Origin of the sequence: Leuconostoc palmae, assembly GCF_019656075.1 — a bacterium.
Classification (GTDB): domain Bacteria; phylum Bacillota; class Bacilli; order Lactobacillales; family Lactobacillaceae; genus Leuconostoc; species Leuconostoc palmae.
The window spans coordinates 65,182-89,324 of the sequence record NZ_BPKZ01000002.1; the positions used below are offsets into that span (position 1 = coordinate 65,182).

Consider the following 24,143-nt stretch of genomic DNA (forward strand, 5'->3'; position numbering starts at 1 on the left):
ATGCATAAAATCATTTCAATCAACCAATATCCTTACGAAGTAATGTTTCAGAGAAATACTAATTCTAAACAAAAGTGGTTATTGCTTCATGGTTTTATGGGATCAATGAATGATTTTGATACTATTAAAGACAAACTACCTGGTCAAGTCATGTTGATTAATTTATTAGGTTTCGGGAGAAATGTGCCAACAGTTAATGATCCTGAAAAGTTTAAAATGAAGAATCAAATTAATGATATTACTATGCTTCTAGACGATGTCAATTGGCAAACATTTAATTTGTTAGGATACTCAATGGGCGGGCGTTTAGCTTTAGGATTAGCATTAGAAATACCAGATCGCATTACTTACCTATTTTTAGAAAGTGCCACTGCAGGTATTAGTGAAAACATTGATAGAGAAATTAGACGGAAACAAGATAATATACGTGCGAATGATATAATTGAAAATTTTGAAAATTTTGTTTTGCAATGGGAAAAATTACCATTATTTAAATCACAATTATTATTACCAGCAGATCAACAGCAAAAGATGCGTTCACAACGTTTAAACCAAAATAAATATAATGTTGCCAATTCATTGGTTTACATGGGAACAGGGAGTCAACCTAATTTTTGGAATCAAATTTCGGATTTAAATGTACGTGTCAAAATAATTGTTGGGGAATATGACAAGAAATTTCAACGTATTGCACTTAAAATGACTAATATGATGCGTAAAGCTAGTTTCGTTATTATCGACAATGCTGGTCATAATATCCATTTTGAACAACCTGATGAGATGATAAAGGAGATGATAAATGTATGTGATTGAACATCTTTATTTAACACCCGTCTCATTAAAATTAAAAACATCTTTTGATACAGCACATCAACATATGAGTACTAGAAAATTAGCAATAATTAACTTAATTGTTAAAAATGTTGCTACCGATGAAACTAAAACCGGTTTAGGAGAATTACAATCTTTTGATGATTATCGTTACACTCTTGAAGCACAAGCAACTAGTTTGGATATAATTCGCAATGTTATATCCAAACATTTAAAAAAGCTATATTTTTCATCTCCAAGAGATTTTGCTAAAAAATTAGGCGAAGTTATGTTTTTTGGATCATTTGCGAAATCAGCTATTGAGATGGCTGTTTGGGATGCATATGGTAAATTTATAGGGAAATCGCTTAAAACAATGATAGGCGGATTACACGATGATGTACCAGTGAGTATTGCTTTAAATATTAATGCTGGTGTCCCATTAATTATTGATGCAATTAAAAAAGGCTACCAAAGAATTAAATTAAAAGTTGATGCGGAGAGAACGGATTTTAAATTTCTTTTGAAAATATTATGTCAATTTCCGAATCAGCAATTTTCTATTGATGCTAATAGCAGTTTTAATTATCATAATGCAAAAATACTTAATGAATTGCCTAAAAATATAGCTTTTATTGAACAACCATTTGCTGAAAACGATTTTGTAGATCATGGATTATTTCAAGCAAAATCTTCACAATTATTAAGTTTGGACGAAAGTATCAATAATATTCATGATGTTAAAACAATGATTGCATTAAAATCTGCAAAAGCATTAACCATTAAGCAAGGTAAAATTGGCGGCATTACGGCTGCACTGGATGCAATTGAATTATGTAATCAATACAATATTCAGCCTTGGATTGGTGGTATGTTTTCTAGTAATATTGGTCGTTCAGTAGATCTTGCATTAGCCAGCCTTTCAAACATCACTTTTTCTAGTGATATTTCTGATTCTAGAAGATATTTTGAAAAGGATGTTACTCAGGAAAATTTCTATGTTGAATCAGGATATATTACTGTTCCGAGTAGACCTGGGTTGGGTATTAATTTAAATGAAAGTTTTACTATTTCTGAAATAATCTTTTAACACGGCTAAAAATATTAACGTTTTATGAAATATGATATACTAAAAATTAAGGAAATTTAATTATGGATAGTTTACATTTATCGCCCCGTTTGTCTGCTGTAGCAAGTTATGTACCTGAAAATGCTAGATTAGCGGACATTGGTTCGGATCACGGTTACTTACCAGCAAACCTACTAATTAACAACAAAATTAACTTTGCTGTCATTGGTGAAGTGGCATCTGGACCATTGGCAAATGCCAGACATGAATTATCAAGAAGGGGATTATTAGTAAAAACTATATTAAGATTAGCTGATGGTTTGTCAGCAATTAAGCCCCAGGATGCTATAGATACAGTTGTTATTGCTGGAATGGGCGGAATGTTAATCACAACTATTTTAAATGCTAGCTTGGCAAAGCATAATCAGTATAAAACATTAATTTTACAACCTAATACAGATGAAGATGCTGTTAGAAAGTGGTTAATTGAACATAATTATAAGATAGAAAATGAATCAATTGTGCAAGAGGATAAACATTTTTACGAAGTTATAGTAGCTACTCCTGGGGAAAGTCAGTTGACAGATGACGATGTATTTTTCGGTCCTTTTCTGAGATTAGAGAAGTCTTCGGCCTTTGTTTTGAAATGGCAAAAAGAACTATCAAGGATACACCTAATTTTGGATAAATTAAACCAAGCAGATAAAAATAAGACACCCATATTTTCTGAATGGGAAAATAAGTATGCTAAGATTCAGGAGGAAATATCATGATTGTTGCTCAGGATGTAATTGATGCCATTGAAAACTTTGCACCAATAAAGCTTGCTGAAAAGGGTGACCCGACCGGATTGCAGATAGGAAATCCAAAGCAACCAATTAAACGGATTATGACCACATTAGATGTCCGTCCAGAAGTTGTACAAGAGGCCATTGATAAAAAAATTGATTTTATCTGGTCTCACCATGAACCTTTGTTTTTCCCTGCAAAGAACTTAGATTTGAGTGACCCACAAAATAAAATGTACGCTGACTTAATTAAGCATGATATTTTAGTTTATGCGTCCCATACTAATTTAGACAGTGCCAAAAATGGATTGAATGATTGGCTCGCAGAGACGCTAAGTATTAAAAATGTTGTCCCTTTAATACCTAATGATGACGGTGTAACAGGGCTTGGTAGAATAGGAACCTTAGATGACGAATTGACAATTAGATCATTTGCTGAGAAAATGCATGAATTGTTTAAAGTTACTCAAGTTCGTGTCATCTCAAAAAATCTCAATCAAAAAATAAAGAAAATTGCAGTCTTGGGTGGAGATGGTGGCAAGTTTTGGCCAATAGCTCAGCAGTCTGGTGCTGATTTATTCGTTACCGCAGATGTTTACTATCATGTAGGACATGATATCTTAGCCTCTGATTTTTCAGTCATTGATCCAGATCACCATATGGAAGCAATTGCAAATAAATATATGGTTGCGCGTATAGTTGATTGGTTTGGTGATTCAGTTTCAGTTGTTGAAACGTCAATTAACACTGATCCCTATAATTATGTATAGGTTTTTTAGGGTACGTCCTAGTTTTTGAAAGCTGACCAAAATTTCTAAGAAAGGTTTTTAATTAATAATTAGAAAATAGTGTGTAAAATGAGTAACGATAACTATCCAAATCTTATAAACCGTTTTTTGAAATATGTTGCAGTTGATACACAATCAGATGAATACTCAAAAACTATTCCGTCATCACCAAAAGAGGTTGCGTTTCTTAATGACTTATCGCTTGAATTAAAACGCATTGGTTTACAAAAAGTGCGAACAATGGCAGATGGTTACATATTTGCTGAATTAGATAGTAATTCGGAAAATAAAAACATCCCAACAATTGGCTTCATTGCTCATGTTGATACAGCAGATTTTACTGCGGAAAATGTTAAACCGCAGATTGTCAAAGACTATGATGGTATTTCAGCTATTAAGTTAGGCAATAGTGGTTATGAATTAAATCCTATAGATTTTCCTAATTTAAAAGCATACAAACAGCATACATTAATTACTACCGATGGAACCACATTATTAGGTGCCGATGATAAAGCAGGAGTTGCCGAAATTATTTCTGCGGCAGAATATCTTATTGAGCATCCTGAAGTAAAGCATGGTAAATTAAAATTTGCTTTTGGGCCTGACGAAGAAATTGGAATTGGCGCTGATAATTTTGATACCAAAGATTTTGATGCTGATTTTGCCTACACCATTGACGGTGGCCCACTAGGCGAGCTGGAATGGGAAACTTTTTCTGCTGCGGGAGCAACCGTAACAATTCAAGGTAGAAACGTTCATCCAGGAACAGCAAAAGGGACAATGATTAATGCTTTACAATTAGCATTTGATTTTCACGACAGATTGCCTAGTAATGATCGACCAGAAAAAACTTCAGGACGAGAAGGTTTTTGGCACTTAATGGAGATCACAGGAAACCCAGAAAAAGCAGTGATGCGATATATTGTTAGAGATCATAGTCGTGAAAAATTTGAAGAACGAAAAAGACTTATGGATCGTATTGCTGAAGATATGAATAAACTTTTGGGTACAAATCGTATTTTAGTCGAGATAAAAGATCAATACTATAACATGGGTGAAATCTTAAAAGATAATATGATGCCTGTTGATTTAGCTGAACGTGCAATGCGTGAATTAGGTATTAATCCGATAATTGAACCAGTTAGAGGGGGAACTGATGGTTCAAAAATCACATTTTTGGGATTACCAACACCTAATTTATTTGCTGGTGGTGAAAATATGCATGGTCGTTTCGAATACATTTCAACTCAAGTAATGTATCAGGCAACTGATACCATTTTAAAAATTGTGTTGTTAGCAGCAAAAAATTAGATAGTATAATTGATTGAATTATTGCTAGATGTCGCAATAGTTCTTTTTTGTTACAATAGAATGTAACCAATTAAGGATTAAGCATGAAGAAAAAAATTATCGTAGTCGTTATCGTTGCTATCTTGTTTATCATCACTGCAATATGTATTATGAACTATAGGCGGTTAATAATTAGAACAGCGCTTCCGTCAGAAACTCAAAAAATCACTCGAACCCAAAAAATCAGTTTTGTAGCTTTGGGAGATTCATTAACTCAAGGAATAGGTGATGATGCTTTAAAAAAAGGTTATTCAGAACGTTTATCTAGTGAATTAGCGATAAATTATGGTAGAGATGTGTTAAATTATAATTTTGGCAAAGCGGGATATACGGCTCAACAAGTTAGTGATCGTATAGAGAGTTCATCTGAAATAAAAGATAGATTAAAACATGCGAATTTTGTTGTTGTATCAGTTGGCGGAAACGATTTGCAGCAACAAGTTTTGCAAAATTTCTTTACTAAATCACCCGACGAGCTATCGCAAGCTATTAAAAATAGTCAGAAAAATTATAAGAAAAGCCTTTTAGGACTGTTTACTACTATTCGCCATTATAATAGTGACGCTCCAATTTTTCTTTTTGGAAACTATAATCCGATTTTTGTTTACTTTCCTAATCGCTTAGATTTGAATGACGATGTCAGATTATATAACACTATTAGTAAACAAGTTGTGGATCAAAACAAAGAGAGTTACTATGTTGATATTTTTAATTTAACGTTTGGTCAATATAAAACCAAAGAGGAGCAATCTGCATTGCAGGAGGAAGATAAAAGAATAAGTATGAAATATCCGAATAATCAAGATTTCTTTAATCAGGAAAAAAAGTATATAAAAAATAACCTCATAAGCACCGAGGATAATTATCACCCTAACAGTAAAGGTTATGATTATATGACGTCACAATTAATTAAAAGAGTAAAGGCGGTGCAGTATAAGTGGTTAATAGCCAATTAAAAACTAAAGATTTAGTTAAAGGAAAAAAATCACCTTGGTTTTGGGCTTTTTGGGTGCTATTTGTAATGCTAATTCTAAGTGCATTATTTGTCACTTTTTTAGCCAGTCAAAATGTTGAAGTAATTGATCAAAAATCGAAAATAGCTCAAACAGATGCGACATTTGATGTGTCTCTAAATAAAAAGCAAGTTAACGCTTTGGTAGCCCATTATTTAAGTGATCAACATACAGATAACTATCAGTTTCGTGTTGATCAAAATGTTATGATGTACGGAAATATGCAAGCCTTGGGGCAAAATTTCCGTTTTGGTGTGATTTTAATTCCTGAGGTAACAGAGAATGGAAATGTGATCTTGACCGCTAAAAAAATGTCTGTAGGAAATATGTCATTACCCATTAGCACAGTAATGACATATGTAAAATTTCATTATCATGCGCCTGATTTTGTTACAATAAATCCTAAAAAGAAACAATTTTTTGTCAATATGTCTAAGCTTCCAGTTACAAAGGGAATGTCTTTTAAAGCTAAGAAGATAAATTTAGTTACTGATCAATTTATTTTTGAAGGAGGACTATCTGATGATCAAAAATGACAGATCTTTTTATGACTGGTTAATGACAAATCGTAATACCATTGCTACTGATGATATACAACAATTTGCTAACAATGCATTTTTAGATTCTGGCTTTCCAAAACAAAGCCATGATTTTGAGGAGTTGTCGGTTTATCTTGAAGAGAACAGTGCTTATCTGATTAGCATGACAACTTTTGATAATGCTTGGGAGCAGTATTTAAATCAAAAATAAAGAGGAAGGGATATGTTGCTTAGAATAGCAACAAAGTAATTTAAATAAATGGCTCAAATTATTCAATGGTTTCCTGGTCACATGGCAAAAGCTTTTCGTTTAATGCGTGAAAACCTAAAGTTGGTGGACGTTGTTTTCGAATTGGTTGATTCGAGAATTCCAGAAAGTTCGCGCAATCCCGAAGTAGATAAATTAATCGGAGACCATCCAAGATTATTAATTATGACAAAGGCTGATTTAGCTGATCCAGATCAAACTCGATATTGGAAAAAAAAGTTTGAATCAGAAGGTTTTACAGTTTTGGTTTTAGATACAAGAGATCCTAAAACACCGCAACTCGTTACAAAAGCAGCTCGAAAAGCTGTGGAATCCAAGACGGTAGCTAATTTGGCAAGAGGTATTCAAGATCAACCCATTCGAGCGATGATAACTGGCATACCAAATGTTGGGAAATCAACTTTATTGAACCATTTAGTTATGAAAAATGTTGCCCCAACGGCTGACAGACCTGGTGTTACTAAGAAAATAGCATGGTTAAAAACACCTACAAAATTAGAACTATTGGATTCCCCTGGTGTATTATGGCCAAAATTTGAAGATCAAACGATTGGTATGAAACTTGCTTTGACAGGAGCTGTTAAAGATACGATTTTTTCAAAAGATGATGCGGCATTATATCTGATTGATTTTTTTAAAATAAATAATCCTGCTGCCATTATAGATAGATACCACTTAACCAAATCGGATTTTTTAAAACAATCAAATGTTGATATCTTACTTGAAATTACGCAAAAATTAGGATTTAAAGATGATTATGATAAAGCTAGTGAACGATTGTTAAATGATCTGCGTAAGGGTAAGTTAGGGAAATTCACACTAGATTTGGTATCTGAAAACGATGACTAAAACAATTCAAGAAATTAAGCAAATGTTAGCCAATATTTCAAATCAGGATGATCCTCAAATAGCTTTGTTATATGCTGATCCTCGTAAAGGTGTGCATCAATTGTTAAATAGCTGGGAAAAAAAGATGACCAGCCAGATAAATAAAAAAAATAATTTTTTAAAAAGATTCAGTTACGAACGTGAACTTTGGTCAAAAAATTATCAGTTCATAGCTGGCGTTGATGAAGTTGGCCGTGGGCCGTTAGCTGGCCCAGTTTTGGCAGCTGCCGTTATTTTACCTAAAACTTTTGATGCTATTGATGTCATTGATTCAAAACAATTATCTGTAAAAAAAAGAAACGAATTATATCAAACAATTATAGAACAAGCTATTTCGATTGGTATTGGCGAGGTGGATGCTGAAATGATTGATGAAGTTAATATTTATCAAGCTACCAAAATTGCCATGACCAAAGCAATTAATAATTTAGCCCCACAGCCCGACACTTTGTTGATTGACGCTATGACGTTATCCCTAGATATTCCGCAACAATCTCTGATTAAAGGTGATGCATTGAGTAATTCAATTGGTGCAGCTAGTATTATTGCAAAAGTAACCCGTGACAAAATAATGGCAGATTATGACATCGTGTATCCAGGATATGATTTTAAGCAAAATTCAGGTTATGGCACATCAAAGCATTTGGCTGGATTAAAAAAGAAAGGATTAACTCCTATACATCGTCGATCATTCAAACCAGTTCAAGATATCTTGCAGCACCATAATACTATAAAAAGAGAGACTAACGATTAGTCTCTCTTTTTATAGTATTGTTATTTCACGATTGTGAACTAAGATAATATTTGTTAAGATCAATTTGTTAAATATTCGACTCAGTGTCTCTGGAGTCATGTGAAGTGATTTTGCTAATTCTTTTTTTGTCATATGTAATTTGATTTTTTTACTCTTTGTTTTTTCAGATTGTTGTTTAAAATAATCAATCAAACGTTCTTCAGCTGTTTTTAAGGATAAATTAATTTGTTTTTGTTCCAGCTCTGTTAATCTTTTGCCATAACTATTTAACATTTGAATAGCTAGGGTTGGGTGATTTTTAAGTAATGTTTGAAAATCATGACGCCGAATAAAACAAATTTTTGAATTAGATTTGGCACGTGCAAAATGATGATGTTTTTCATCTGTGAATAGTGCAGCTTCAACATCCATTTGATTTTGAATTAGAGAATACAGAAGTAATTCTTGTCCATCTTCATTGCTACTGAAAATATCAACCTGTCCAGAGTCAACAACAAATAATGCTGATAATTCATCATTAGGGCGATAAATATAGCTTCCTGCAGGATAAAATTTTTGATGCGTAGAAATATTAGCTAGTTGTGAAATGATATCATCAGGCAAATAAGAAAATATAGGGGCAGCTTTAACACAAGCAAAAGAATTATGTGACATTTTTCACTCTTTCTTGATATAGATCAATTTTTAATGATTAATTTAATTATACAATAAAGCCACATATAAAGTTAGCTCAATGTTGGAGGACAAAATGAAAGTTATTGTAATAGGATCTACACATGCAGGGACAGCCGCTATAAAAACTATAACAAAGCGTCATCCTAAAGTAAAAATCGATGTATATGAGAAAAATGATAATGTTTCTTTCCTTTCTTGTGGTATCGCTTTAACAGTACAAGGGGAAGTAAAAAACATCGATGATCTATTCTACGCCTCTCCAGAAATACTTGAAAAATCAGGTGCGAATGTTCACATGAACCATGAAGTAACTGCTGTAGATGTTACAAAAAAAACGATAAACGTCACTAATTTGGTAACGGGGGAACACTTTGTTGAAACTTATGATAAATTAGTTGCTACTACGGGATCATGGCCGATCATGCCACCGATCCCTGGTATTGATGATGAGAGGATTGTTTTATCAAAAAATTATGCACATGCCAAAGCATTAATTAACTATGCTAATGACGAAACAATCAAGCGTGTTGTGATTATTGGGGGTGGATATATTGGAACTGAACTTGTTGAAGCGTTTAATGTAAAAGGATGCCAAGTGACACTCATTGATAATCAGCCAACAGTACTGAATAGATATTTTGATGATGCTTTTACTAAAAACGTTGCCGAATTATTTGTTAGTCATGGCGTTTCAGTTGAAACTGGAAAGTTAGTAAACAGTTTTGAAACACGACCTGAAAGTGTCATTGTTAAGACAACGGACGGTGATTATCCAGCTGATTTGGTAATTATGTCTGTTGGATTCAAACCAAATACGGAGTTATTTAAGGGACAATTAGACACAACGGTTAACGGTGCATTATTGGTAAATAAATATATGCAAACAAGTCATCCAGATGTATTTGCTGCTGGTGATTCAGTTGCCGTACATTACAACCCAACTGGAGATAATGCGTATATTCCATTGGCGACTAATGCTGTTCGACAAGGTACCTTGGTGGGATATAATCTGTTAAATCCAATAGTTCAGTACATGGGTACACAATCCACATCAGGTTTGAAACTATATGATTTAAATATGGCGTCTTCAGGTTTAACTGCTAATCATGCTAGAGAACTTGGATTAAATGTTGATAGCCTGACAATGACAGATAATTTCAGACCAGAATTTATGTCTTCGACAGAACCAGTCCTTATGTCAATTACTTGGGAAAAAGAAACGCAAAGAATACTTGGTGTTCAACTTCAAAGCCGATATGATATTTCTCAATCTGCTAATACTGCTTCAGTAGCTATTCAAAATAATATGACATTAACAGATTTGGCATTTGTAGATATGTTATTTCAACCGTGGTTTGATCGCCCACTAAACTATCTTAATATTTTGGCACAAGAGGCACTTTCAAAAGTTGAGTTTAATAAATAAAAAGCACCAAAGGTGCTTTTTATTTTATCTGAACGATGTGTGCTAATAACTTCTTTATTTTGCGCTATACTTTTAAGTGAAGTTAACTATGTTTAATAGGAAAATATTTGATGTTGTATGTTTTAGGATTAATAGCGGGATTTACTTTGGCAAATCAAAGCCCTATCAATGCAAAATTGGGTTCATTATTGCGCTCACCATTTCGGTCCAGTTTGCTGTCTTTTACTGTTGGCACAATTTTTTTAATTATTTGCTATGTTTTTTCGGATCAAAAAATGAATCCTATTACCAATGTTGCTGTTTCTAATCCGTGGTGGATATGGTCAGGAGGATTTTTGGGTGTCATTTTTTTGACTTCTAATATTTTGATGTTCCCTAAACTCGGTGCGATACAGACTATCATTTTACCGATTATTGGTCAGGTTATGATGAGTCTTTTGATTGATACTTTTGGTTGGTTCAGTATTAAACCAATACCACTAACAATGAGTAGGCTGATTGCTGTCGTGTTAACAAATAGGAGCAGCCTCGATAATAAGTTAGTACATAATCAAATTAACAGTCATATCAATTCTTGGCGTGTTTGGGGTGTTATAGTCGGTGCAATTTCTGCCTTGCAACAAGCAATTAATGGTAGGGTGGGACATTTAATTAATTCACCTATAGCGAGTGCGGGTATGTCTTTTCTTATTGGTACGATCTTCATTTTTTTCATTGTTTTAATTAAGGAACATAGCATATTGCCTCCAAATATACATATTTTAAGTAAACCAAAGTGGCTATTTACAGGTGGCATTTTGGGCGCATTTTTTGTGTTTTCAACAACATTTTTAGTCCCTATATTAGGTGCTGGTATGACAGTGACGTTAGGATTAAGTGGATCAATTATTGGGTCTATTGTTGTTTCGCAATTTGGTCTTTGGCAATCACCAAAACAAGTAGTTAGTCGTTTTCAAATCATTGGTATTTTAGTTATGTTAGGCAGCATAACTTTGATTAAATTTAGTTAAATAAATCTGCATTCGTAGAGCAGCTCAAACCATTTTAAATTTTCAGCTAGAACTCTTGGTAATGCGATTAAGAGATTTTCAAGAGCTTTCAAAAACTAGTATATTGGATACTAGAAGAATCACAAAATTGTTGATCAAAATTTTGCCTTATGTATTTTAATTATCGGTAATTTTTAAACGATATTAACAATATTGGGTGTGTGATTAAAATATTCCTCGAGCAATTTTTTGAATAATTTAACTCTCTATTTCTAATTCATGGTTATCTATAAGTGAATATAGTCTACGTAAGTGTAAACAAATTTTCAGAATTAACATTAATTTGTTTAACGTTTAACAAATTAATGTTGACAATTGTCTATTTTTTTTCTAAAATGCTGTATATAAGTAAAGGGGAAATCATGTTAGATAAAACGATTTATAAGCAAATATTTAAAGCAAGTTTTAACGCCCCAATCGACGTTGAATTTTGGGATGGAGAACAGGTAAGTTACGGCGAAGGTAGTCCTATTGCTAAAGTAATTTTACATGAAATTATACCAATTAAAGATATTATGTCTAATGCATCTTTGACTTTTGGCGAAGCATATATGGATGGCAAGATAGATATCATTGGTGATGTTCAAAAAGTGATTAAGATTATTTATGAATCAAAAGATAGCTTTTTGAATAATTCAAAGTTTGCCAAGTTCATTCCAAAGCATTCTCACAGTGAAAAAGATAGCAAAGTAGATGTTCAAAGTCACTATGACATTGGAAATGATTTTTATGAGATGTGGCTTGATCAAACTTTAACATACTCATGTGCATATTTTGTTAGTGAAAAAGACTCACTAGAAGATGCACAATGGAATAAAGTGCGTCATATTCTTAATAAGCTAAATGCTAAGAAAGGTGAAACGCTTTTAGATATCGGTTGTGGATGGGGAACACTGATTATTACAGCAGCAAAAGAGTATGGTCTTAATGCAACTGGTGTGACGTTAAGCCAAGAACAATTTGATTTTGTATCACAACGTATTATTGACGAAGGCTTACAAAACCAAGTGAAAGTTTATTTAAAAGATTATCGTGAACTTAAACAAGTTTATGATCACGTGACTTCAGTTGGTATGTTTGAACATGTAGGGAAAGAAAATCTTGCGACTTACTTTGCTCAAATAAATAATAGGTTAACCAAAAATGGCACCGCATTGATTCATGGTATAACAGGACAGCACTTTGGTAATGGTGTTGATGCTTGGATTAATAAATATATTTTCCCAGGAGGATATATTCCTAACCTAGCAGAAAATATTGAACACATCATGAATGCAAATATGCAACTTGCTGATATTGAGCCATTACGACGCCACTATCAAAAAACTTTAGAAATTTGGAGTGATAATTTCCATAAGGTTGATGAAGAAGTTATTTCAAAATATGGAGAACGCTTCTATCGTATGTGGGACTTATATCTGCAAGCTTGCGCTGCTTCATTTGAATCAGGCAATATTGATGTTATTCAGTATTTGATGACTAAGGGACCATCAGGGGAAAACCTTCCAATGACACGTTCATACATTTATGAAGCTGATAAAGCACATAGTGTTAAATAAGTATTAAAAAGCATGATTCATCTAAGGAATCATGCTTTTATAGTGCTTTTTTAATATAGAATATAAGAACGTTATTATTAAGTACAAAAGATGAAGAGGACTGTGTTGAAAAAAACAAGTGTAGTTTGGTTCCGTAGAGATTTACGATTAGAAGACAATTTAGCACTGACACATGCTTTGGAAAACAGTGATCAGGTTATGATGGTTTTCAATGTTGATAGCCAACAGATAAGAGACAAACCAACGGTTAGTCAAAGTGCTTTTTTTGCAAGTGTAAATCATTTTAAAAATGAATTACAAAATAAGCAGATTAAGATTCACATTTTTCGAGAGGAGTTAAACTCAGTATTTCAAAAAATTAAAACCCATTTACCTGAATGGCATGATTTATATTTTAATTTTGATGAAAGAGGTTATGGTAGGAAAAGGGATCAAGACGTAGTTTCTTATTGCGAACAATTAGGTGTTGATGCCCATCCTTTTATGGACTTTAATTTGCATGGTTCAAAAGAAATAAAAAAACAAGACGGTTCAGGTTATCAAGTTTTTACACCATATTACAAAAGATGGATACAAATGCCTAAACAAAATCCAATCCATAAAGTAACCTATGATGATTTAATGGAAAAAGCCATCTTTGATAGTGAATTAGGAAATGAGCGAATGGATGATCTGATTGATAATGAACATGAATTTGCTTTTAAGAACAGAGTTGGTTCACAACATGCGCAAATTAGGCTTCGACAATTCATTCAAGATGATTTGGAGCATTATGATACTGACCGTGATTTCCCTCATAAAAATAATACTAGCCATTTATCACGATATTTAAGAACTGGTGAAATTTCTATCAGAACAGTTTTCGAAGCTGTTAGACAAGCACCTGATTCTAATGGACAACATACATTCATTCAAGAATTATGTTGGCGAGATTATTACAATATGATTTATACAATGAATCCAAAGCAAAGAAATGAACCAATTCGAAGTGAGTTTACTCATGTAGCATGGCTTAACAATCAGGATGATTTTAAAAAATGGCAATTAGGTGAAACAGGCTTTCCAATTATAGATGCAGCCATGAGACAGCTTAACCTTACAGGATGGATGCATAATAGGTTAAGAATGATTGTTGCGTCTTTTTTAACTAAAGATTTATTAATTGATTGGCGATGGGGAGAAAAATATTTTCAAGAAAAATTAATTGACTATGATCCAGCTAGTAATATCGGAGGTTGGCAATGGGCAGCTTCTACAGGGACAGATAGTGTACCTTATTTTAGGGTTTTTAATCCGACAATTCAATCCAAAAAATTTGATAAAAATGGAAACTTCATTAAAAAATATGTCCCAGAATTAAAAAAAGTAGATGCTCAAAATATTCATGAACCAAATAAATTAAAACAATCTGATCAAGAAAAACTTGACATTATTATTGGTGATACGTATCCAAAGCCTATAGTTAACCATGCATCTGCGAGAATCCGAGCGATTGAAGCCTATAAAAAAAGTAAAAGTATTAAAAAAAGCGATGTTTTATCTTAGTCATCGCTTTTTTTAAATGGTGATTGCCAAGCAAAACTAGGCATTGTAAAACTATAAATGGCATGTTGCTTATCTAAAACCCAGGCCCAATTCTGGTTGCCATAGTCAAAGTGCCACCATTCTTCACTATAATTGGTAAATCCTTGTTCGGTCATGACATGATATAAAAGTCGGCGATTCTCTGTAATAATATCGTCAACTTTTTCAAAATAGGCTGTTGATGAAGCAATACTAGAGTCATCAAATTTAGTACCCATATCTAAGGGAATACCAGATTCATCTAGTATTGTTACGTCAACACTTCCACCGGTACTGTGTGGTGAAGGTTTTTTGGGATCTGAAGAAGGCAGTGCCACAATTTTTAAAGTTTGGTCTGTGAGTTCATCAGTTGTTTTTTTAGGGTTTGACAGTGCATTTTGATTAAAAAAAATATCAAAAATAGCTTGCTGTGTTTCTATAGAACGCCATCCGTCATAGATCAAGAATTTATAGCCAGTTGGTAAATTATTAGCTGCTAATAAAATTTTTTTAAATACACTTCGTCTTAAGTATAATTCTGGGAGAGCGCCGGGTAATCCTTGCAAAAAATATTGTGGGCTAACGGCAATTTTATTGGGACAGAAGTTTACAGATACCATTTCTTCTGAAGATGGCACAATGTCTATCCGCTTTACATCTTTCCAAGACCATTCAGTTGTTAATGTAATCGCTCTCATAATTTTGATTATAGCATTATTAAAAATTAAAAGAGTAAAAATTTTCAAAATGTTATTAAAATTTGAGAAAGATAATATTTTGTGATATATTTGTGATAATAAGTAGCGCTACTTATATGGATTAAAGAATATGGAGGTTTTAATTATGATTTGGTCATTAATTGTAGGAGCTATTATTGGGGCAATCGCTGGAGCCATTACAAATCGTGGTGAATCAATGGGATGGATTAGCAATATTATTGCCGGATTAGTTGGGTCTTCATTTGGTCAGTGGGTATTTGGAAGCTGGGGCCCAAGTCTGGCTGGTATGGCTTTGATTCCGTCAATAATTGGTGCTGTCATTCTTGTTTTGATTATCTCATATGTTTTGGGTATTAGGGGAAAGCGTTAATCCAAAATCCAAGTCCAAGACATTTGAGTGAACCTGAAAAATCAATTTAATCATGATAATGTAACATCAGAGCATTATCAGAAGGTATGTTTCCTTTCAAAAAATAATTAAAAAAACTGTTGATATGTATATCAGATAAATAAAACTTGTTTGTTAAGTAACAGACAGGTTTTTATTTTGCAACAATGAATCCAAAAAAAGATATAATGATTGTGGATTTAAATGAGGATAAAAAAGATGTGATAATAGTTTGTTCGACATTTGAATCTGTAAATTACAATAGTAGTTGTCAAAATAAGCTGCAAGGACATATGGAGAATGATTATGAAGAAAAAAGAAAACATGGGTTTTGGGGGAAAACTATCTCTGATTTTTGCTATTGGGCAATTCCTATTTAGCGTTTATCAAGTAATTGACAGAAAAATAAAAGAGAAGCGTCAAAAATAACCTATCTTTGAAAAAGAGAACTTGAAAATGAATAAACTTATCAAACGAGTATTCTTAAGGGTTGCTTTACTGTTATTTTTTAGTTCAGTTCTCATATCAATTGCATTTATAGTATCACCTTGGCCAAGTGCATTAATTATTAAAAAACAATTTAGTGGCACTGTGCATATCAAGGACCAAAAGTATTTTGATAAAGCTAAAAAAATGTTAATGTTCATACTAACTTAACTTATAACTCGACTGCTAAAAATAATTTTTTGGATGTATATACTCCAAAAAAGTTAACGCAACAAACACCAATTTTAATATGGGTTCATGGTGGTGGATATGTTGGTGGTGATAAATCAGGGATGAAAGAATTTGCCACGCGATTAGTGAGCGATACAAATGTTGTTTTTGTCAGTATGAATTATGAAACAGCACCATCAGCAATTTATCCCATCCAACTCAAGCAAGTTAATGAAGTTGTTGAATATTTAAAAGCAAGTCAAGAGGTACATTTCAATACTGAAAAAATTATATTTGGTGGTGACTCCGCAGGAGCACAAATTGCTTTACAGTATGCCTTGGTTCAAACAAATAAACAATATGCTCATCAGCTTCAGTTTAAACAATTGCTTAATGAAAATCAGATCATTGGTGCAATATCTTATTGTGGACCTGTTGATTTAGAACAAGTTACTCATAAAAAATCAGATTCATTCATAATGAAGTGGTTTGTTAATACAGTTGCATGGAGCGAATTAGGACAAAAAAATTGGCAGCAATCGCACCAATTAAAAGCGGCTTCCTTAGTTAATCATTTGACCAATCAATTTCCACCAACTTATATTACAGATGGAAATGCTTATTCGTTCCAAGAACAAGGATGGTTATTCAAACAACGTTTAGAAAAGTTGACTGAATAGTTCACAAATTCTGTCCGGTGAATTCAAAATTCAAATGAAAACAGAATCATTTACAATAAATTTCCTAGATAATCAAAAAGATACAATTATAAAACTTGACTTTGATATTAATACTAATCGGCTGGCGTTAGAGCATATTGATCATCCTAAGGACAGACGTTATTGTCATATTCAGTCTAGTGACCAACTAAAGCTAGATATTTTTATTGATAAAAGTATCATGGAAATCTTTGTTCAAGACGGAGAGGGTGTATTTACTGAGAGATATTATGTGGATAGTCCACTAAATATTTATATGAGTGGTAATAAAAAACCAATTTGTTTTGAAGCGTATGACTTTTTATTAGAAGGATAAAAGGAAATAATAATTTATAGTATAATAAAGCATATCATATCAAACTTATTAGTTAAACCTAATCGGTTTTTTATTTTTGGGGAGAAATCGATGACTAAATATAAATTAGAAGATGTTGCCAAACTAGCCGAAGTTTCCAAAACAACAGTTTCACGAGTTATTAATAAACGAGGATACTTGAGCAATAAAACTGTTGAAAAAGTTTACAAAGCAATGGCCGATTTAAATTATCAGCCAAATGCAGCAGCACAACAGTTGCAACGCCAACATACAAAAATAATTGGATTAATTTTTCCAACAGCATCAAACCCTTTTTTTGGTGAGCTAATTGAACACCTAGAAACCATTCTGTATCAAAAAGGATATAAAGTGATTTTAGGTAATTCAATGCAAAATCCTGAGAAAGAGGAAGATTATTTAAGCCAATTATTGTCTCATCAGGTAGATGGTTTAATTATCGGCACGCATAATTTTAATATATCAACATATAAAAAATATAGTGGCTTACCTATTGTTTCAATTGAAAGAACTCTAACTGATGAAATACCAACTATATCGGTTAATAACTATAAAGGGGGTGTTTTAGCCACAGAATTTTTAATCAATCAAGGATATCGTCATATTTTACACATAGTAGGTGATATATCTGAAAGTATGCCAAGTAGTTATAGACATCAAGGCTATTTAGATGCAATGGCAAATCATGGTCTAAAACCATTGCAATGGCAAATTTCTTTTGAAAAAACTTTTGATGAAAAACGATCATCAATAAAAAAGATGTTATCAAAAAATTCTCAGATTGAGGCTGTTTTTGCTGGTAATGATACAGATGCTGCTCAACTAATGGCCACTTTAAATTCTGAACAGACTGATAACATAGCAGTTATTGGTTTTGATGGTACCAGATTAATGCGAGCTATACTGCCAGGAATGGCATCAATTGTGCAACCAATTGAACAGATGGCAAGTATGGCCGTACAAGTTTTAGAAACTAGAATTAAAGGTGAAAAGACTGAGCCTATTTATATGTTAGATGTTTCGCTTTATAAGGGTAATAGGCAAGTATAATCCTGAATTATAATGATACTATCCAAAGAATAAAATTTCTAAAGAAAGAGAAAAATTATGTTATTTAAGTTATTAGCAGTTGGGTTTGGTGCTGGTATGATTTCAGGTATGGTTAAAATTGGATGGGAAGTTATCTTGCCTCCAAGAACCCAGTCAAGAAATGAAGTCAATCCACCACAAAAATTATTGCAACAATTAGGATTTTCAAGACAATTTACGCATGCTTATTTTTATTTTTCACAAGATCAAAAAGTGTATTATGTGGCATTATTTCTCCACTTTGGCTTTTCAATATTTTTTGCTGAATGTTTTGCTCTTTTTTACAAAATATGGCCGCTTATTTCATTGTGGCAGGGAACATTATATGGCATAATTATCTGGTTTGTTTTTCACATTGTGTTATTACCAGTGATTAAAACTATCCCAAGTCCTATGAACCAACCTTTGTCAGAGCATATATCTGAAATTTTAGGGCATGCAGTATGGTCTTGGTCAATTTATTTAGTAGTTGTCGCCTTAATGATAAGTTAGTTCACATAAAAACTTGTTATTTGAAGTTTTTAAAGTTATACTTTAGTCAGAAATCCAACACAATAGATAATTGTATAAAGGAGGTCACATATGTTAAAAGGTATTTTTAAATTTATGATCGCATCAACTTTAATTATTAGCGGTGTCATTATTGGCGGTACAATTTTTACAGCCAAAGGGATTGATAATTTAGGCGACAAACTGCAAGATAAAATTCATGGCTAACTAATACTAATTAAAAGATAGGCTTGTTAGCTTTTTTTTTATCTAAAAATCATAAGGGGTGAAGCATGCTTTTAGCAATTAAAGAAATAAAACATGAAAAATTAAGATATCGTTTAGTTATGGTACTAATTTTTTTGGTCAGTTATTTATTAATCATTTTGAGTGGCTTATCCAGCGGATTAGCTAACCTCAACAAATCTGCAGTAATAGAGTGGGGAGCAAAAACTATTATTTTAAATAAAGATGCCGAAGGGAGATTAGCGCAATCCTTTTTGACACCTAATATGATTGTACGGATTCGCTAATTTGGGTGTCGCTTTAGCAATGTTTTTCAGAACAAAATCAAAAAAATCTAAGGCGACATTTATCAGTGCATTCTCATCTCAACTATTTGGTGTCTCAGAACAAACACTATTTGGTATATTAATCAGGTATAATTTTAAACCTTTGATTGTAACTGTTTTGACAAGCGGACGTGGAGCAGCGGTGTTAGGTATGCTAAATGTTGCGGCTAACACATATGGTTTAGCTGTTATACTATCATATTTGATGTACATTTATAACGGTCGTTTCCTGATTATTTATGCATTAGTTTCAATAGCATCCGTTCTAGTTGCTTTTGTGGCAACAAATATGTTTGCCATTCCAAAAGAAATATTGGTTGAAGATAAACCACATGAATCAACAATTAGTGTAATTGAAGATGACAAGATATATTCTCCAGTTTCTGGAACTACTGTCGCGTTAAGTGATGTTCAAGATCCTGTATTTTCTTCAGGGATAATGGGCGAAGGAGTCGCAATTAAACCTGAAAATGGTGTGGTTAATATTTATGCACCTCAGAGTGGGAAACTGACAGTAGTTGCTGATACTGGACATGCATTTGGTTTAGAAACAGCTAACAATTTAGAAATGCTGGTTCATATCGGCATTGATACTGTTTCTCTAAATGGGAAGGGTTTTACAGAAAATGTTAAAGTTGGACAAGAAGTAATTGCTGGTGATTTACTAGGAAATTTTGATACTAAAATTATTCAACAAGCTAATTTAGACGATACAGTTATGTTGATTGTAACCAATAGTAAGTCAATGCTATTTGAAACATTTGCCGCTAATCAATTGATTAGTCATGGGGATGATATAGTTACTGTACAAAGAGAACTACAGCAGATTGTTACTGGTTAAAGATAAACAAAAAGAGAACAAATTATTTGTTCTCTTTTTGTTTATCACTGTTCATGATTTCGAGTTGTTTAAGTATTTTTCGTTGTAAATCAATTGTTTCTTCCTGTTGTTTATGCAGTTTAAGTGCATCATCATGTGCTTGATTATAGCCCCATTTTTCTTCGGATTTAACAATTAATTTATCGTTTATAAATTTAATGGTATAAAACACAATGAATGCGATAAAAATCATAGTAATTAAACTATTAAAAAATTGTCCAAATGGTTTGGAAATCAATGCATAATTAAGAAGATGATTTTTACTAAAAATCCAAACATGTATAAAATCAAGTGTCCCTGAAATTGTATTAACGAGTTCTTTGATAGTTGAGCCAAAACTATTACCAACAACAACTGATATCACAAATGTTAGTAGATTTGGAGCAAATAAAAATTGCCTGAATTGTGTAATTGAGCGACTAGATTGATTAATAACTTGGTTGGTTTGTTTTTTTAAAAATTGACGGGGTGTCATTGTTATTTCCTTTATCTTAAAAGAGCATAATCATAATTTGAGATATTGTTAGTTTATAGGATTACAACTTATCAATCAAGTTTATTTGTAAATAAAAAAACAAGTATAATAATCTTAACTTATCCATTTCAAACTAAATTTTGTTGTATTGATCTGAAATTACGAGAGGAAAAATGTCTTATGCCTAAAAAATTGTTTCGAATGACTGCTGTAACAGCGGGACTATGTTTGGTTATCCTATTAGTTTTTAGTCAGTCAATCCTGATAAAACAAATATTAATGCAACACTGTACTCTTTAAAAGAACAGCAAAAAATTCTTGAAAAAATGCCTAGTTTTTATAATAATATCCTTAAAGATAATGGCTTTTATGTTGTTCCTGGTTTGAAAAAAACTGAGACATCGCGTAAAATATCATCTAATAAGTATGAACCGGGCGTGTCTGCATCAATGGATCCTCAGGGTGTGACATCAACGGATAATTATATTTTAATTTCTGCATACAGTCACGACAAAAAATATAATTCTGTCATCTATGTATTTAATAAACAAACAGGGAATTATATTAAAACAATTGTGTTGGATGGCATACCACATATAGGGGGAATTGCTTACGACGACAAAAATAAAAAAATATGGTTTTGTGATAATCAAGAGAACGCAAAAAATGGTCGAGTATCTTCTATTAGCTTATCAGCAATAAATAATTATAATTTCAGACAAAATTTTAAACCAATAAAGTACACAGAATCAGTTAATTTACTAGAAACTCGTAAAGCATCGTTTATTGCTATAAACAAAAATACCCTTGTAGTTGGCGATTTTTTCAAAAAGAGTGAAGGCCAGTTATATGGTTACGCTATCAATCATAAATCTTCAATCAGCCAAAAATCAAATCATCATGTAATGGTTCGAGATGATGCTGATGTTTTTGATGACCAGATTGAACCTGAGATACAAGGGGTTACTTTTTATAACAATCAAATTATTTTTTCTCAATCTTACGGTAGTAAAAATTCGAAAATTCTAGTCTACAATGATTACGATAAAGATAAATTATTCTTGAATGCTGATTTAAAAAAAGAAATAACCGTACCACCATACCTTGAACAAATATCATTTGATGGTACAAGTTGTTTAATGGTTTTTGAGTCTGCTACGCAAAAATTTAGAAACAATGAACGTATTATAAAAATTGATCATATTCTTAGGTTGAACCATAAGGCATTTGAGTGACAAAATTTTCTAATATTTGGATAAAATCAAAAAAGACGTTAATAACAAAAAAATATGGTTAACGTCTTTTTAACAAAGCCAGTTGAAATTGATTTTTGTCGGTTTCAACTGGATAGTAAGAATAGTCACGTGCTATTAACTTATAATTGCGTAAGACTTCTTGTGGGATATGTGATTCCACAATTTTATCATCTTTTAAATTAATAGCTTGTTGAGCACCCCAGTTCAAACCAACAACATATGTCGATTCGGAATTTTTAATGACATGTTCTAAATATTTTTGCTGTTGCGGATATAATTTGTCGGGTACATTGGTACGTTCGAAATACTTAAAACGTTTTGCGACTTGCACATTTGTATATCTTTCAACTCCTGCATCAATTATGTTGTAGTAAATTAAACTTTTATCTCTTGTGCCTGTATCTTTTGTGATTACTGTGCCAAATGATTGTGGAGCGATTGTTTCTTTTTTCCAAAAGTAGGGCATCTTAGCAAAAAACGGATTTTGTATAATCGAAAAAAATAAAAACAAATATACGAGTAAAACGTAGGAATACTTATATTGTATAGTTAATGTTATTGATCCAATAATAACTATCAACACGAGAACTGCATACAAATGTAAAAAAGAGTATAATCTTGCCTGACCAACACCATACGTAATAACAAATGTTGTTACAGATACCAAGATGAGTAAGACAGCTAATTTTTTTTGCCATACCCATAAGATTAAGATACTAGTTAAGGCTAAACTAAATATCCAACTATTACTAATAATTGTGTCAAACGATACATGTTTAAATGCTATTAGTCTTTCGAAAATAGATGATTTACCGCCATATGCTGTAATATTCATTTTAAAATAGACATCGATTAGACTTTTGAAAGCATGATTAGCAAAAAAATAAGCACTGATCAGTAATAATATCGTCAGAAAGGAACTTACTGCAGACATTATAAATGTAAGCTAGATAGGGAATACGTCCAACTGACCATCCTCTACCAATTTCCAGCATAGCATTCGTGTCTACCCATATATTACCTTGATCAATCAGTTGATGCTATATAAAATCAGTATACACAAATATTAATGAACTACTAATTCTTTTTATTTTGACAAAAGCACCCTAATACAGTTAACATGTTAACTGTATTAGGGTAGAGGAGAAAGTATGTTAAAAAAAGATATGGCTAATGTTATTAATGCAGTTTACGATGAAGTGTTGAATAAATTTAATATTGAGAGTGTACCAAAATATTTTGATAGTCAATACAATCAAATAACTGATAATACAAGGTCAAATTATAACGAATTTATTTGCCATTTAAAGATGCTAAAAAAAGTTGTGAAACATGTTTTCATCAAAGAATTTAAAGAAAAAATGTTTGATGAAACGAATAGCAAGGTATTTTTACATTATATTGTAGATATTACTAAGTTAGATGGAAAAGTTAGCCACGTAGAAGTATTCGCTGTTTTTACTTTTAACAATAGCAAAATTGTGAAATGTGAAGAACTAACCCAGTCGTTGGATGATGACGAATTACATGATATAGGACGTATTAAATGACACCAAAATTGCAAAATGAACTTATATCATCACTGATTGATATGTTTGATTTACAGGCGTCCCTAAGAAATAGGAAAGATCATTTCAGTAAGAATTTGAATGCCAAGCAAACAACTTTAAGACAATTAGAATGTCTTTCTTTTATAGCTAAACATCATGTCAATACCGTTGGTGCAATGTCTCAAAATTTTGGTATTAGCAAACCAGCAGTGTCTAGAATAGTCAGTAAACTTATAGATAGCGATTATATAGTTATCAGAGAATCACAAAATAAACGTACTAAAAATTTTAAACTGACTAAGGCAGGACAGAATTTAGTATCCAGGCATAATGAGTTACATCAAAAAGCCATTTCAGGTTATCAAATGGTATTTAATCAGTTTAAAGACGAGGAGTTAGAGGTAGTTCTTCGTTTTATCATGACTATGCGTGTTCATTTAACATCAGAAAACGAATTTTGATTAAAATTAAGATAT

At 32.3% G+C, this 24,143-nt stretch carries 30 protein-coding genes and 1 pseudogene; 27 read left to right on the top strand and 4 right to left on the bottom strand.

From position 1 onward, the window contains the following. The 10 genes from menH to rnhB all read left to right on the top strand — a co-directional run bounded on the left by menH (position 1) and on the right by rnhB (position 8,267). Positions 1 to 813 (top strand): 2-succinyl-6-hydroxy-2,4-cyclohexadiene-1-carboxylate synthase, encoded by an 813-nt coding sequence (gene menH, locus K5Q12_RS01805; RefSeq protein ID WP_220742031.1) that lies wholly within the window; start codon positions 1 to 3, stop codon positions 811 to 813. After that, positions 800 to 1,900: an o-succinylbenzoate synthase gene (gene menC / locus K5Q12_RS01810; protein ID WP_220742032.1), complete on the top strand. Its 1,101-nt coding sequence runs from the start codon at positions 800 to 802 to the stop codon at positions 1,898 to 1,900. Before menH ends, menC begins: the two co-directional genes overlap by 14 nt. A 62-nt stretch (positions 1,901 to 1,962) precedes the next feature. Then, the gene (locus K5Q12_RS01815; protein WP_220742033.1) at positions 1,963 to 2,652 is read left to right on the top strand and encodes a tRNA (adenine(22)-N(1))-methyltransferase; all 690 of its coding nucleotides are present in this window, start codon (positions 1,963 to 1,965) and stop codon (positions 2,650 to 2,652) included. After that, positions 2,649 to 3,437, top strand: a complete 789-nt coding sequence (locus K5Q12_RS01820) for a Nif3-like dinuclear metal center hexameric protein (protein WP_220742034.1) — start codon at positions 2,649 to 2,651, stop codon at positions 3,435 to 3,437. Before K5Q12_RS01815 ends, K5Q12_RS01820 begins: the two co-directional genes overlap by 4 nt. Positions 3,438 to 3,524: 87 nt before the next feature. Further along, a complete protein-coding gene (gene pepT / locus K5Q12_RS01825) occupies positions 3,525 to 4,766 on the top strand; it encodes a peptidase T (RefSeq protein WP_220742035.1) in 1,242 nt (413 codons plus the stop codon). Positions 4,767 to 4,849: 83 nt separating this feature from the next. Further along, a complete protein-coding gene (locus tag K5Q12_RS01830) occupies positions 4,850 to 5,761 on the top strand; it encodes a GDSL-type esterase/lipase family protein (protein WP_220742036.1) in 912 nt (303 codons plus the stop codon). Then, positions 5,743 to 6,354 (top strand): YpmS family protein, encoded by a 612-nt coding sequence (locus K5Q12_RS01835; protein WP_220742037.1) that lies wholly within the window; start codon positions 5,743 to 5,745, stop codon positions 6,352 to 6,354. Before K5Q12_RS01830 ends, K5Q12_RS01835 begins: the two co-directional genes overlap by 19 nt. Further along, entirely contained in the window at positions 6,341 to 6,568 is a 228-nt protein-coding gene (locus K5Q12_RS01840; RefSeq protein WP_220742038.1) for a YozE family protein, read from the top strand. Before K5Q12_RS01835 ends, K5Q12_RS01840 begins: the two co-directional genes overlap by 14 nt. Before the next feature lie 48 nt (positions 6,569 to 6,616). Further along, entirely contained in the window at positions 6,617 to 7,474 is an 858-nt protein-coding gene (ylqF, locus tag K5Q12_RS01845) for a ribosome biogenesis GTPase YlqF (RefSeq protein WP_220742039.1), read from the top strand. Beyond that, positions 7,467 to 8,267, top strand: coding sequence for a ribonuclease HII (gene rnhB, locus K5Q12_RS01850; protein ID WP_220742040.1), 801 nt, complete (start codon positions 7,467 to 7,469; stop codon positions 8,265 to 8,267). The genes ylqF and rnhB overlap by 8 nt, the downstream gene beginning before the upstream one ends. A gap of 9 nt (positions 8,268 to 8,276) precedes the next feature. Here rnhB and K5Q12_RS01855 read toward each other — a convergent pair whose 3' ends face one another. Then, a complete protein-coding gene (locus K5Q12_RS01855; protein WP_220742041.1) occupies positions 8,277 to 8,921 on the bottom strand; it encodes a Crp/Fnr family transcriptional regulator in 645 nt (214 codons plus the stop codon). A gap of 94 nt (positions 8,922 to 9,015) precedes the next feature. On the opposite strand from K5Q12_RS01855, the gene K5Q12_RS01860 reads away from it, so the two are divergent. From K5Q12_RS01860 to K5Q12_RS01875, 4 genes are all read left to right on the top strand, one after another. Next, positions 9,016 to 10,368: an FAD-dependent oxidoreductase gene (locus K5Q12_RS01860; protein WP_220742042.1), complete on the top strand. Its 1,353-nt coding sequence runs from the start codon at positions 9,016 to 9,018 to the stop codon at positions 10,366 to 10,368. A 110-nt stretch (positions 10,369 to 10,478) separates the two neighbouring features. Continuing rightward, entirely contained in the window at positions 10,479 to 11,378 is a 900-nt protein-coding gene (locus tag K5Q12_RS01865; RefSeq protein WP_220742043.1) for a DMT family transporter, read from the top strand. Between the two features lie 401 nt (positions 11,379 to 11,779). Beyond that, positions 11,780 to 12,976, top strand: a complete 1,197-nt coding sequence (locus K5Q12_RS01870; protein ID WP_220742044.1) for an SAM-dependent methyltransferase — start codon at positions 11,780 to 11,782, stop codon at positions 12,974 to 12,976. 105 nt (positions 12,977 to 13,081) lie between these two features. Then, positions 13,082 to 14,521, top strand: coding sequence for a cryptochrome/photolyase family protein (locus K5Q12_RS01875; RefSeq protein WP_246570445.1), 1,440 nt, complete (start codon positions 13,082 to 13,084; stop codon positions 14,519 to 14,521). Here the strand turns inward: K5Q12_RS01875 and K5Q12_RS01880 are convergent. Beyond that, positions 14,518 to 15,237, bottom strand: a complete 720-nt coding sequence (locus K5Q12_RS01880) for a M15 family metallopeptidase (RefSeq protein ID WP_220742046.1) — start codon at positions 15,235 to 15,237, stop codon at positions 14,518 to 14,520. The two genes, K5Q12_RS01875 and K5Q12_RS01880, sit on opposite strands and share 4 nt — an antisense overlap. A gap of 145 nt (positions 15,238 to 15,382) precedes the next feature. Here K5Q12_RS01880 and K5Q12_RS01885 point away from each other — a divergent pair, with 145 nt between their 5' ends. The 10 genes and pseudogenes from K5Q12_RS01885 to K5Q12_RS01925 all read left to right on the top strand — a co-directional run. Then, on the top strand, positions 15,383 to 15,628 hold the full coding sequence (locus K5Q12_RS01885; protein ID WP_220742047.1) for a GlsB/YeaQ/YmgE family stress response membrane protein: 246 nt from the start codon (positions 15,383 to 15,385) through the stop codon (positions 15,626 to 15,628). A gap of 324 nt (positions 15,629 to 15,952) precedes the next feature. Next, a complete protein-coding gene (locus K5Q12_RS07180; protein ID WP_281418932.1) occupies positions 15,953 to 16,075 on the top strand; it encodes a hypothetical protein in 123 nt (40 codons plus the stop codon). A 27-nt stretch (positions 16,076 to 16,102) separates the two neighbouring features. Then, positions 16,103 to 16,303, top strand: coding sequence for a hypothetical protein (locus K5Q12_RS01890; RefSeq protein ID WP_220742048.1), 201 nt, complete (start codon positions 16,103 to 16,105; stop codon positions 16,301 to 16,303). 29 nt (positions 16,304 to 16,332) lie between these two features. Then, a complete protein-coding gene (locus K5Q12_RS01895; protein WP_220742049.1) occupies positions 16,333 to 16,983 on the top strand; it encodes an alpha/beta hydrolase in 651 nt (216 codons plus the stop codon). Positions 16,984 to 17,011: 28 nt separating this feature from the next. After that, a complete protein-coding gene (locus K5Q12_RS01900) occupies positions 17,012 to 17,338 on the top strand; it encodes a GH32 C-terminal domain-containing protein (protein ID WP_281418936.1) in 327 nt (108 codons plus the stop codon). Positions 17,339 to 17,371: 33 nt separating this feature from the next. Continuing rightward, positions 17,372 to 18,406: a LacI family DNA-binding transcriptional regulator gene (locus K5Q12_RS01910; protein WP_281418937.1), complete on the top strand. Its 1,035-nt coding sequence runs from the start codon at positions 17,372 to 17,374 to the stop codon at positions 18,404 to 18,406. A 57-nt stretch (positions 18,407 to 18,463) separates the two neighbouring features. After that, complete coding sequence (locus tag K5Q12_RS01915) at positions 18,464 to 18,937, top strand: DUF1440 domain-containing protein (RefSeq protein WP_220742051.1); 474 nt, start codon at positions 18,464 to 18,466, stop codon at positions 18,935 to 18,937. A 90-nt stretch (positions 18,938 to 19,027) separates the two neighbouring features. After that, the gene (locus K5Q12_RS07185; RefSeq protein WP_281418933.1) at positions 19,028 to 19,162 is read left to right on the top strand and encodes a hypothetical protein; all 135 of its coding nucleotides are present in this window, start codon (positions 19,028 to 19,030) and stop codon (positions 19,160 to 19,162) included. 65 nt (positions 19,163 to 19,227) lie between these two features. Beyond that, entirely contained in the window at positions 19,228 to 19,467 is a 240-nt protein-coding gene (locus K5Q12_RS01920) for a hypothetical protein (protein ID WP_246570447.1), read from the top strand. Continuing rightward, positions 19,451 to 20,347, top strand: a pseudogene (locus tag K5Q12_RS01925) (glucose PTS transporter subunit IIA); the annotation flags it as partial. The gene K5Q12_RS01920 and the pseudogene K5Q12_RS01925, both read left to right, overlap by 17 nt. 22 nt (positions 20,348 to 20,369) lie before the next feature. Here K5Q12_RS01925 and K5Q12_RS01930 read toward each other — a convergent pair. After that, complete coding sequence (locus K5Q12_RS01930) at positions 20,370 to 20,861, bottom strand: MscL family protein (protein ID WP_220742053.1); 492 nt, start codon at positions 20,859 to 20,861, stop codon at positions 20,370 to 20,372. A gap of 326 nt (positions 20,862 to 21,187) precedes the next feature. Here K5Q12_RS01930 and K5Q12_RS01935 point away from each other — a divergent pair, with 326 nt between their 5' ends. Then, positions 21,188 to 22,096 (top strand): YncE family protein, encoded by a 909-nt coding sequence (locus K5Q12_RS01935; RefSeq protein WP_220742054.1) that lies wholly within the window; start codon positions 21,188 to 21,190, stop codon positions 22,094 to 22,096. A 58-nt stretch (positions 22,097 to 22,154) separates the two neighbouring features. Here K5Q12_RS01935 and K5Q12_RS01940 read toward each other — a convergent pair whose 3' ends face one another. After that, complete coding sequence (locus K5Q12_RS01940; protein ID WP_220742055.1) at positions 22,155 to 23,051, bottom strand: hypothetical protein; 897 nt, start codon at positions 23,049 to 23,051, stop codon at positions 22,155 to 22,157. 217 nt (positions 23,052 to 23,268) lie between these two features. Between K5Q12_RS01940 and K5Q12_RS01945 the strand changes: the two genes are divergently transcribed. Together K5Q12_RS01945 and K5Q12_RS01950 are read left to right on the top strand one after the other, a co-directional pair. After that, the gene (locus tag K5Q12_RS01945; RefSeq protein ID WP_220742056.1) at positions 23,269 to 23,667 is read left to right on the top strand and encodes a hypothetical protein; all 399 of its coding nucleotides are present in this window, start codon (positions 23,269 to 23,271) and stop codon (positions 23,665 to 23,667) included. Beyond that, positions 23,664 to 24,128, top strand: a complete 465-nt coding sequence (locus K5Q12_RS01950) for a MarR family winged helix-turn-helix transcriptional regulator (RefSeq protein WP_220742057.1) — start codon at positions 23,664 to 23,666, stop codon at positions 24,126 to 24,128. The genes K5Q12_RS01945 and K5Q12_RS01950 overlap by 4 nt, the downstream gene beginning before the upstream one ends. The last annotated feature ends 15 nt before the right edge of the window (positions 24,129 to 24,143 follow it).

Coding starts and splice junctions, on each gene's coding strand:
- menH (WP_220742031.1), top strand. CDS start 1: ATGCATAAAATCATTTCAATCAACCAATATCCTTACGAAGTAATGTTT.
- menC (WP_220742032.1), top strand. CDS start 800: ATGTATGTGATTGAACATCTTTATTTAACACCCGTCTCATTAAAATTA.
- K5Q12_RS01815 (WP_220742033.1), top strand. CDS start 1,963: ATGGATAGTTTACATTTATCGCCCCGTTTGTCTGCTGTAGCAAGTTAT.
- K5Q12_RS01820 (WP_220742034.1), top strand. CDS start 2,649: ATGATTGTTGCTCAGGATGTAATTGATGCCATTGAAAACTTTGCACCA.
- pepT (WP_220742035.1), top strand. CDS start 3,525: ATGAGTAACGATAACTATCCAAATCTTATAAACCGTTTTTTGAAATAT.
- K5Q12_RS01830 (WP_220742036.1), top strand. CDS start 4,850: ATGAAGAAAAAAATTATCGTAGTCGTTATCGTTGCTATCTTGTTTATC.
- K5Q12_RS01840 (WP_220742038.1), top strand. CDS start 6,341: ATGATCAAAAATGACAGATCTTTTTATGACTGGTTAATGACAAATCGT.
- ylqF (WP_220742039.1), top strand. CDS start 6,617: ATGGCTCAAATTATTCAATGGTTTCCTGGTCACATGGCAAAAGCTTTT.
- rnhB (WP_220742040.1), top strand. CDS start 7,467: ATGACTAAAACAATTCAAGAAATTAAGCAAATGTTAGCCAATATTTCA.
- K5Q12_RS01855 (WP_220742041.1), bottom strand. CDS start 8,921: ATGTCACATAATTCTTTTGCTTGTGTTAAAGCTGCCCCTATATTTTCT.
- K5Q12_RS01860 (WP_220742042.1), top strand. CDS start 9,016: ATGAAAGTTATTGTAATAGGATCTACACATGCAGGGACAGCCGCTATA.
- K5Q12_RS01865 (WP_220742043.1), top strand. CDS start 10,479: ATGTTGTATGTTTTAGGATTAATAGCGGGATTTACTTTGGCAAATCAA.
- K5Q12_RS01870 (WP_220742044.1), top strand. CDS start 11,780: ATGTTAGATAAAACGATTTATAAGCAAATATTTAAAGCAAGTTTTAAC.
- K5Q12_RS01880 (WP_220742046.1), bottom strand. CDS start 15,237: ATGAGAGCGATTACATTAACAACTGAATGGTCTTGGAAAGATGTAAAG.
- K5Q12_RS01885 (WP_220742047.1), top strand. CDS start 15,383: ATGATTTGGTCATTAATTGTAGGAGCTATTATTGGGGCAATCGCTGGA.
- K5Q12_RS07180 (WP_281418932.1), top strand. CDS start 15,953: ATGAAGAAAAAAGAAAACATGGGTTTTGGGGGAAAACTATCTCTGATT.
- K5Q12_RS01890 (WP_220742048.1), top strand. CDS start 16,103: ATGAATAAACTTATCAAACGAGTATTCTTAAGGGTTGCTTTACTGTTA.
- K5Q12_RS01915 (WP_220742051.1), top strand. CDS start 18,464: ATGTTATTTAAGTTATTAGCAGTTGGGTTTGGTGCTGGTATGATTTCA.
- K5Q12_RS07185 (WP_281418933.1), top strand. CDS start 19,028: ATGTTAAAAGGTATTTTTAAATTTATGATCGCATCAACTTTAATTATT.
- K5Q12_RS01920 (WP_246570447.1), top strand. CDS start 19,228: ATGCTTTTAGCAATTAAAGAAATAAAACATGAAAAATTAAGATATCGT.
- K5Q12_RS01930 (WP_220742053.1), bottom strand. CDS start 20,861: ATGACACCCCGTCAATTTTTAAAAAAACAAACCAACCAAGTTATTAAT.
- K5Q12_RS01935 (WP_220742054.1), top strand. CDS start 21,188: ATGCCTAGTTTTTATAATAATATCCTTAAAGATAATGGCTTTTATGTT.
- K5Q12_RS01940 (WP_220742055.1), bottom strand. CDS start 23,051: ATGTCTGCAGTAAGTTCCTTTCTGACGATATTATTACTGATCAGTGCT.
- K5Q12_RS01945 (WP_220742056.1), top strand. CDS start 23,269: ATGTTAAAAAAAGATATGGCTAATGTTATTAATGCAGTTTACGATGAA.
- K5Q12_RS01950 (WP_220742057.1), top strand. CDS start 23,664: ATGACACCAAAATTGCAAAATGAACTTATATCATCACTGATTGATATG.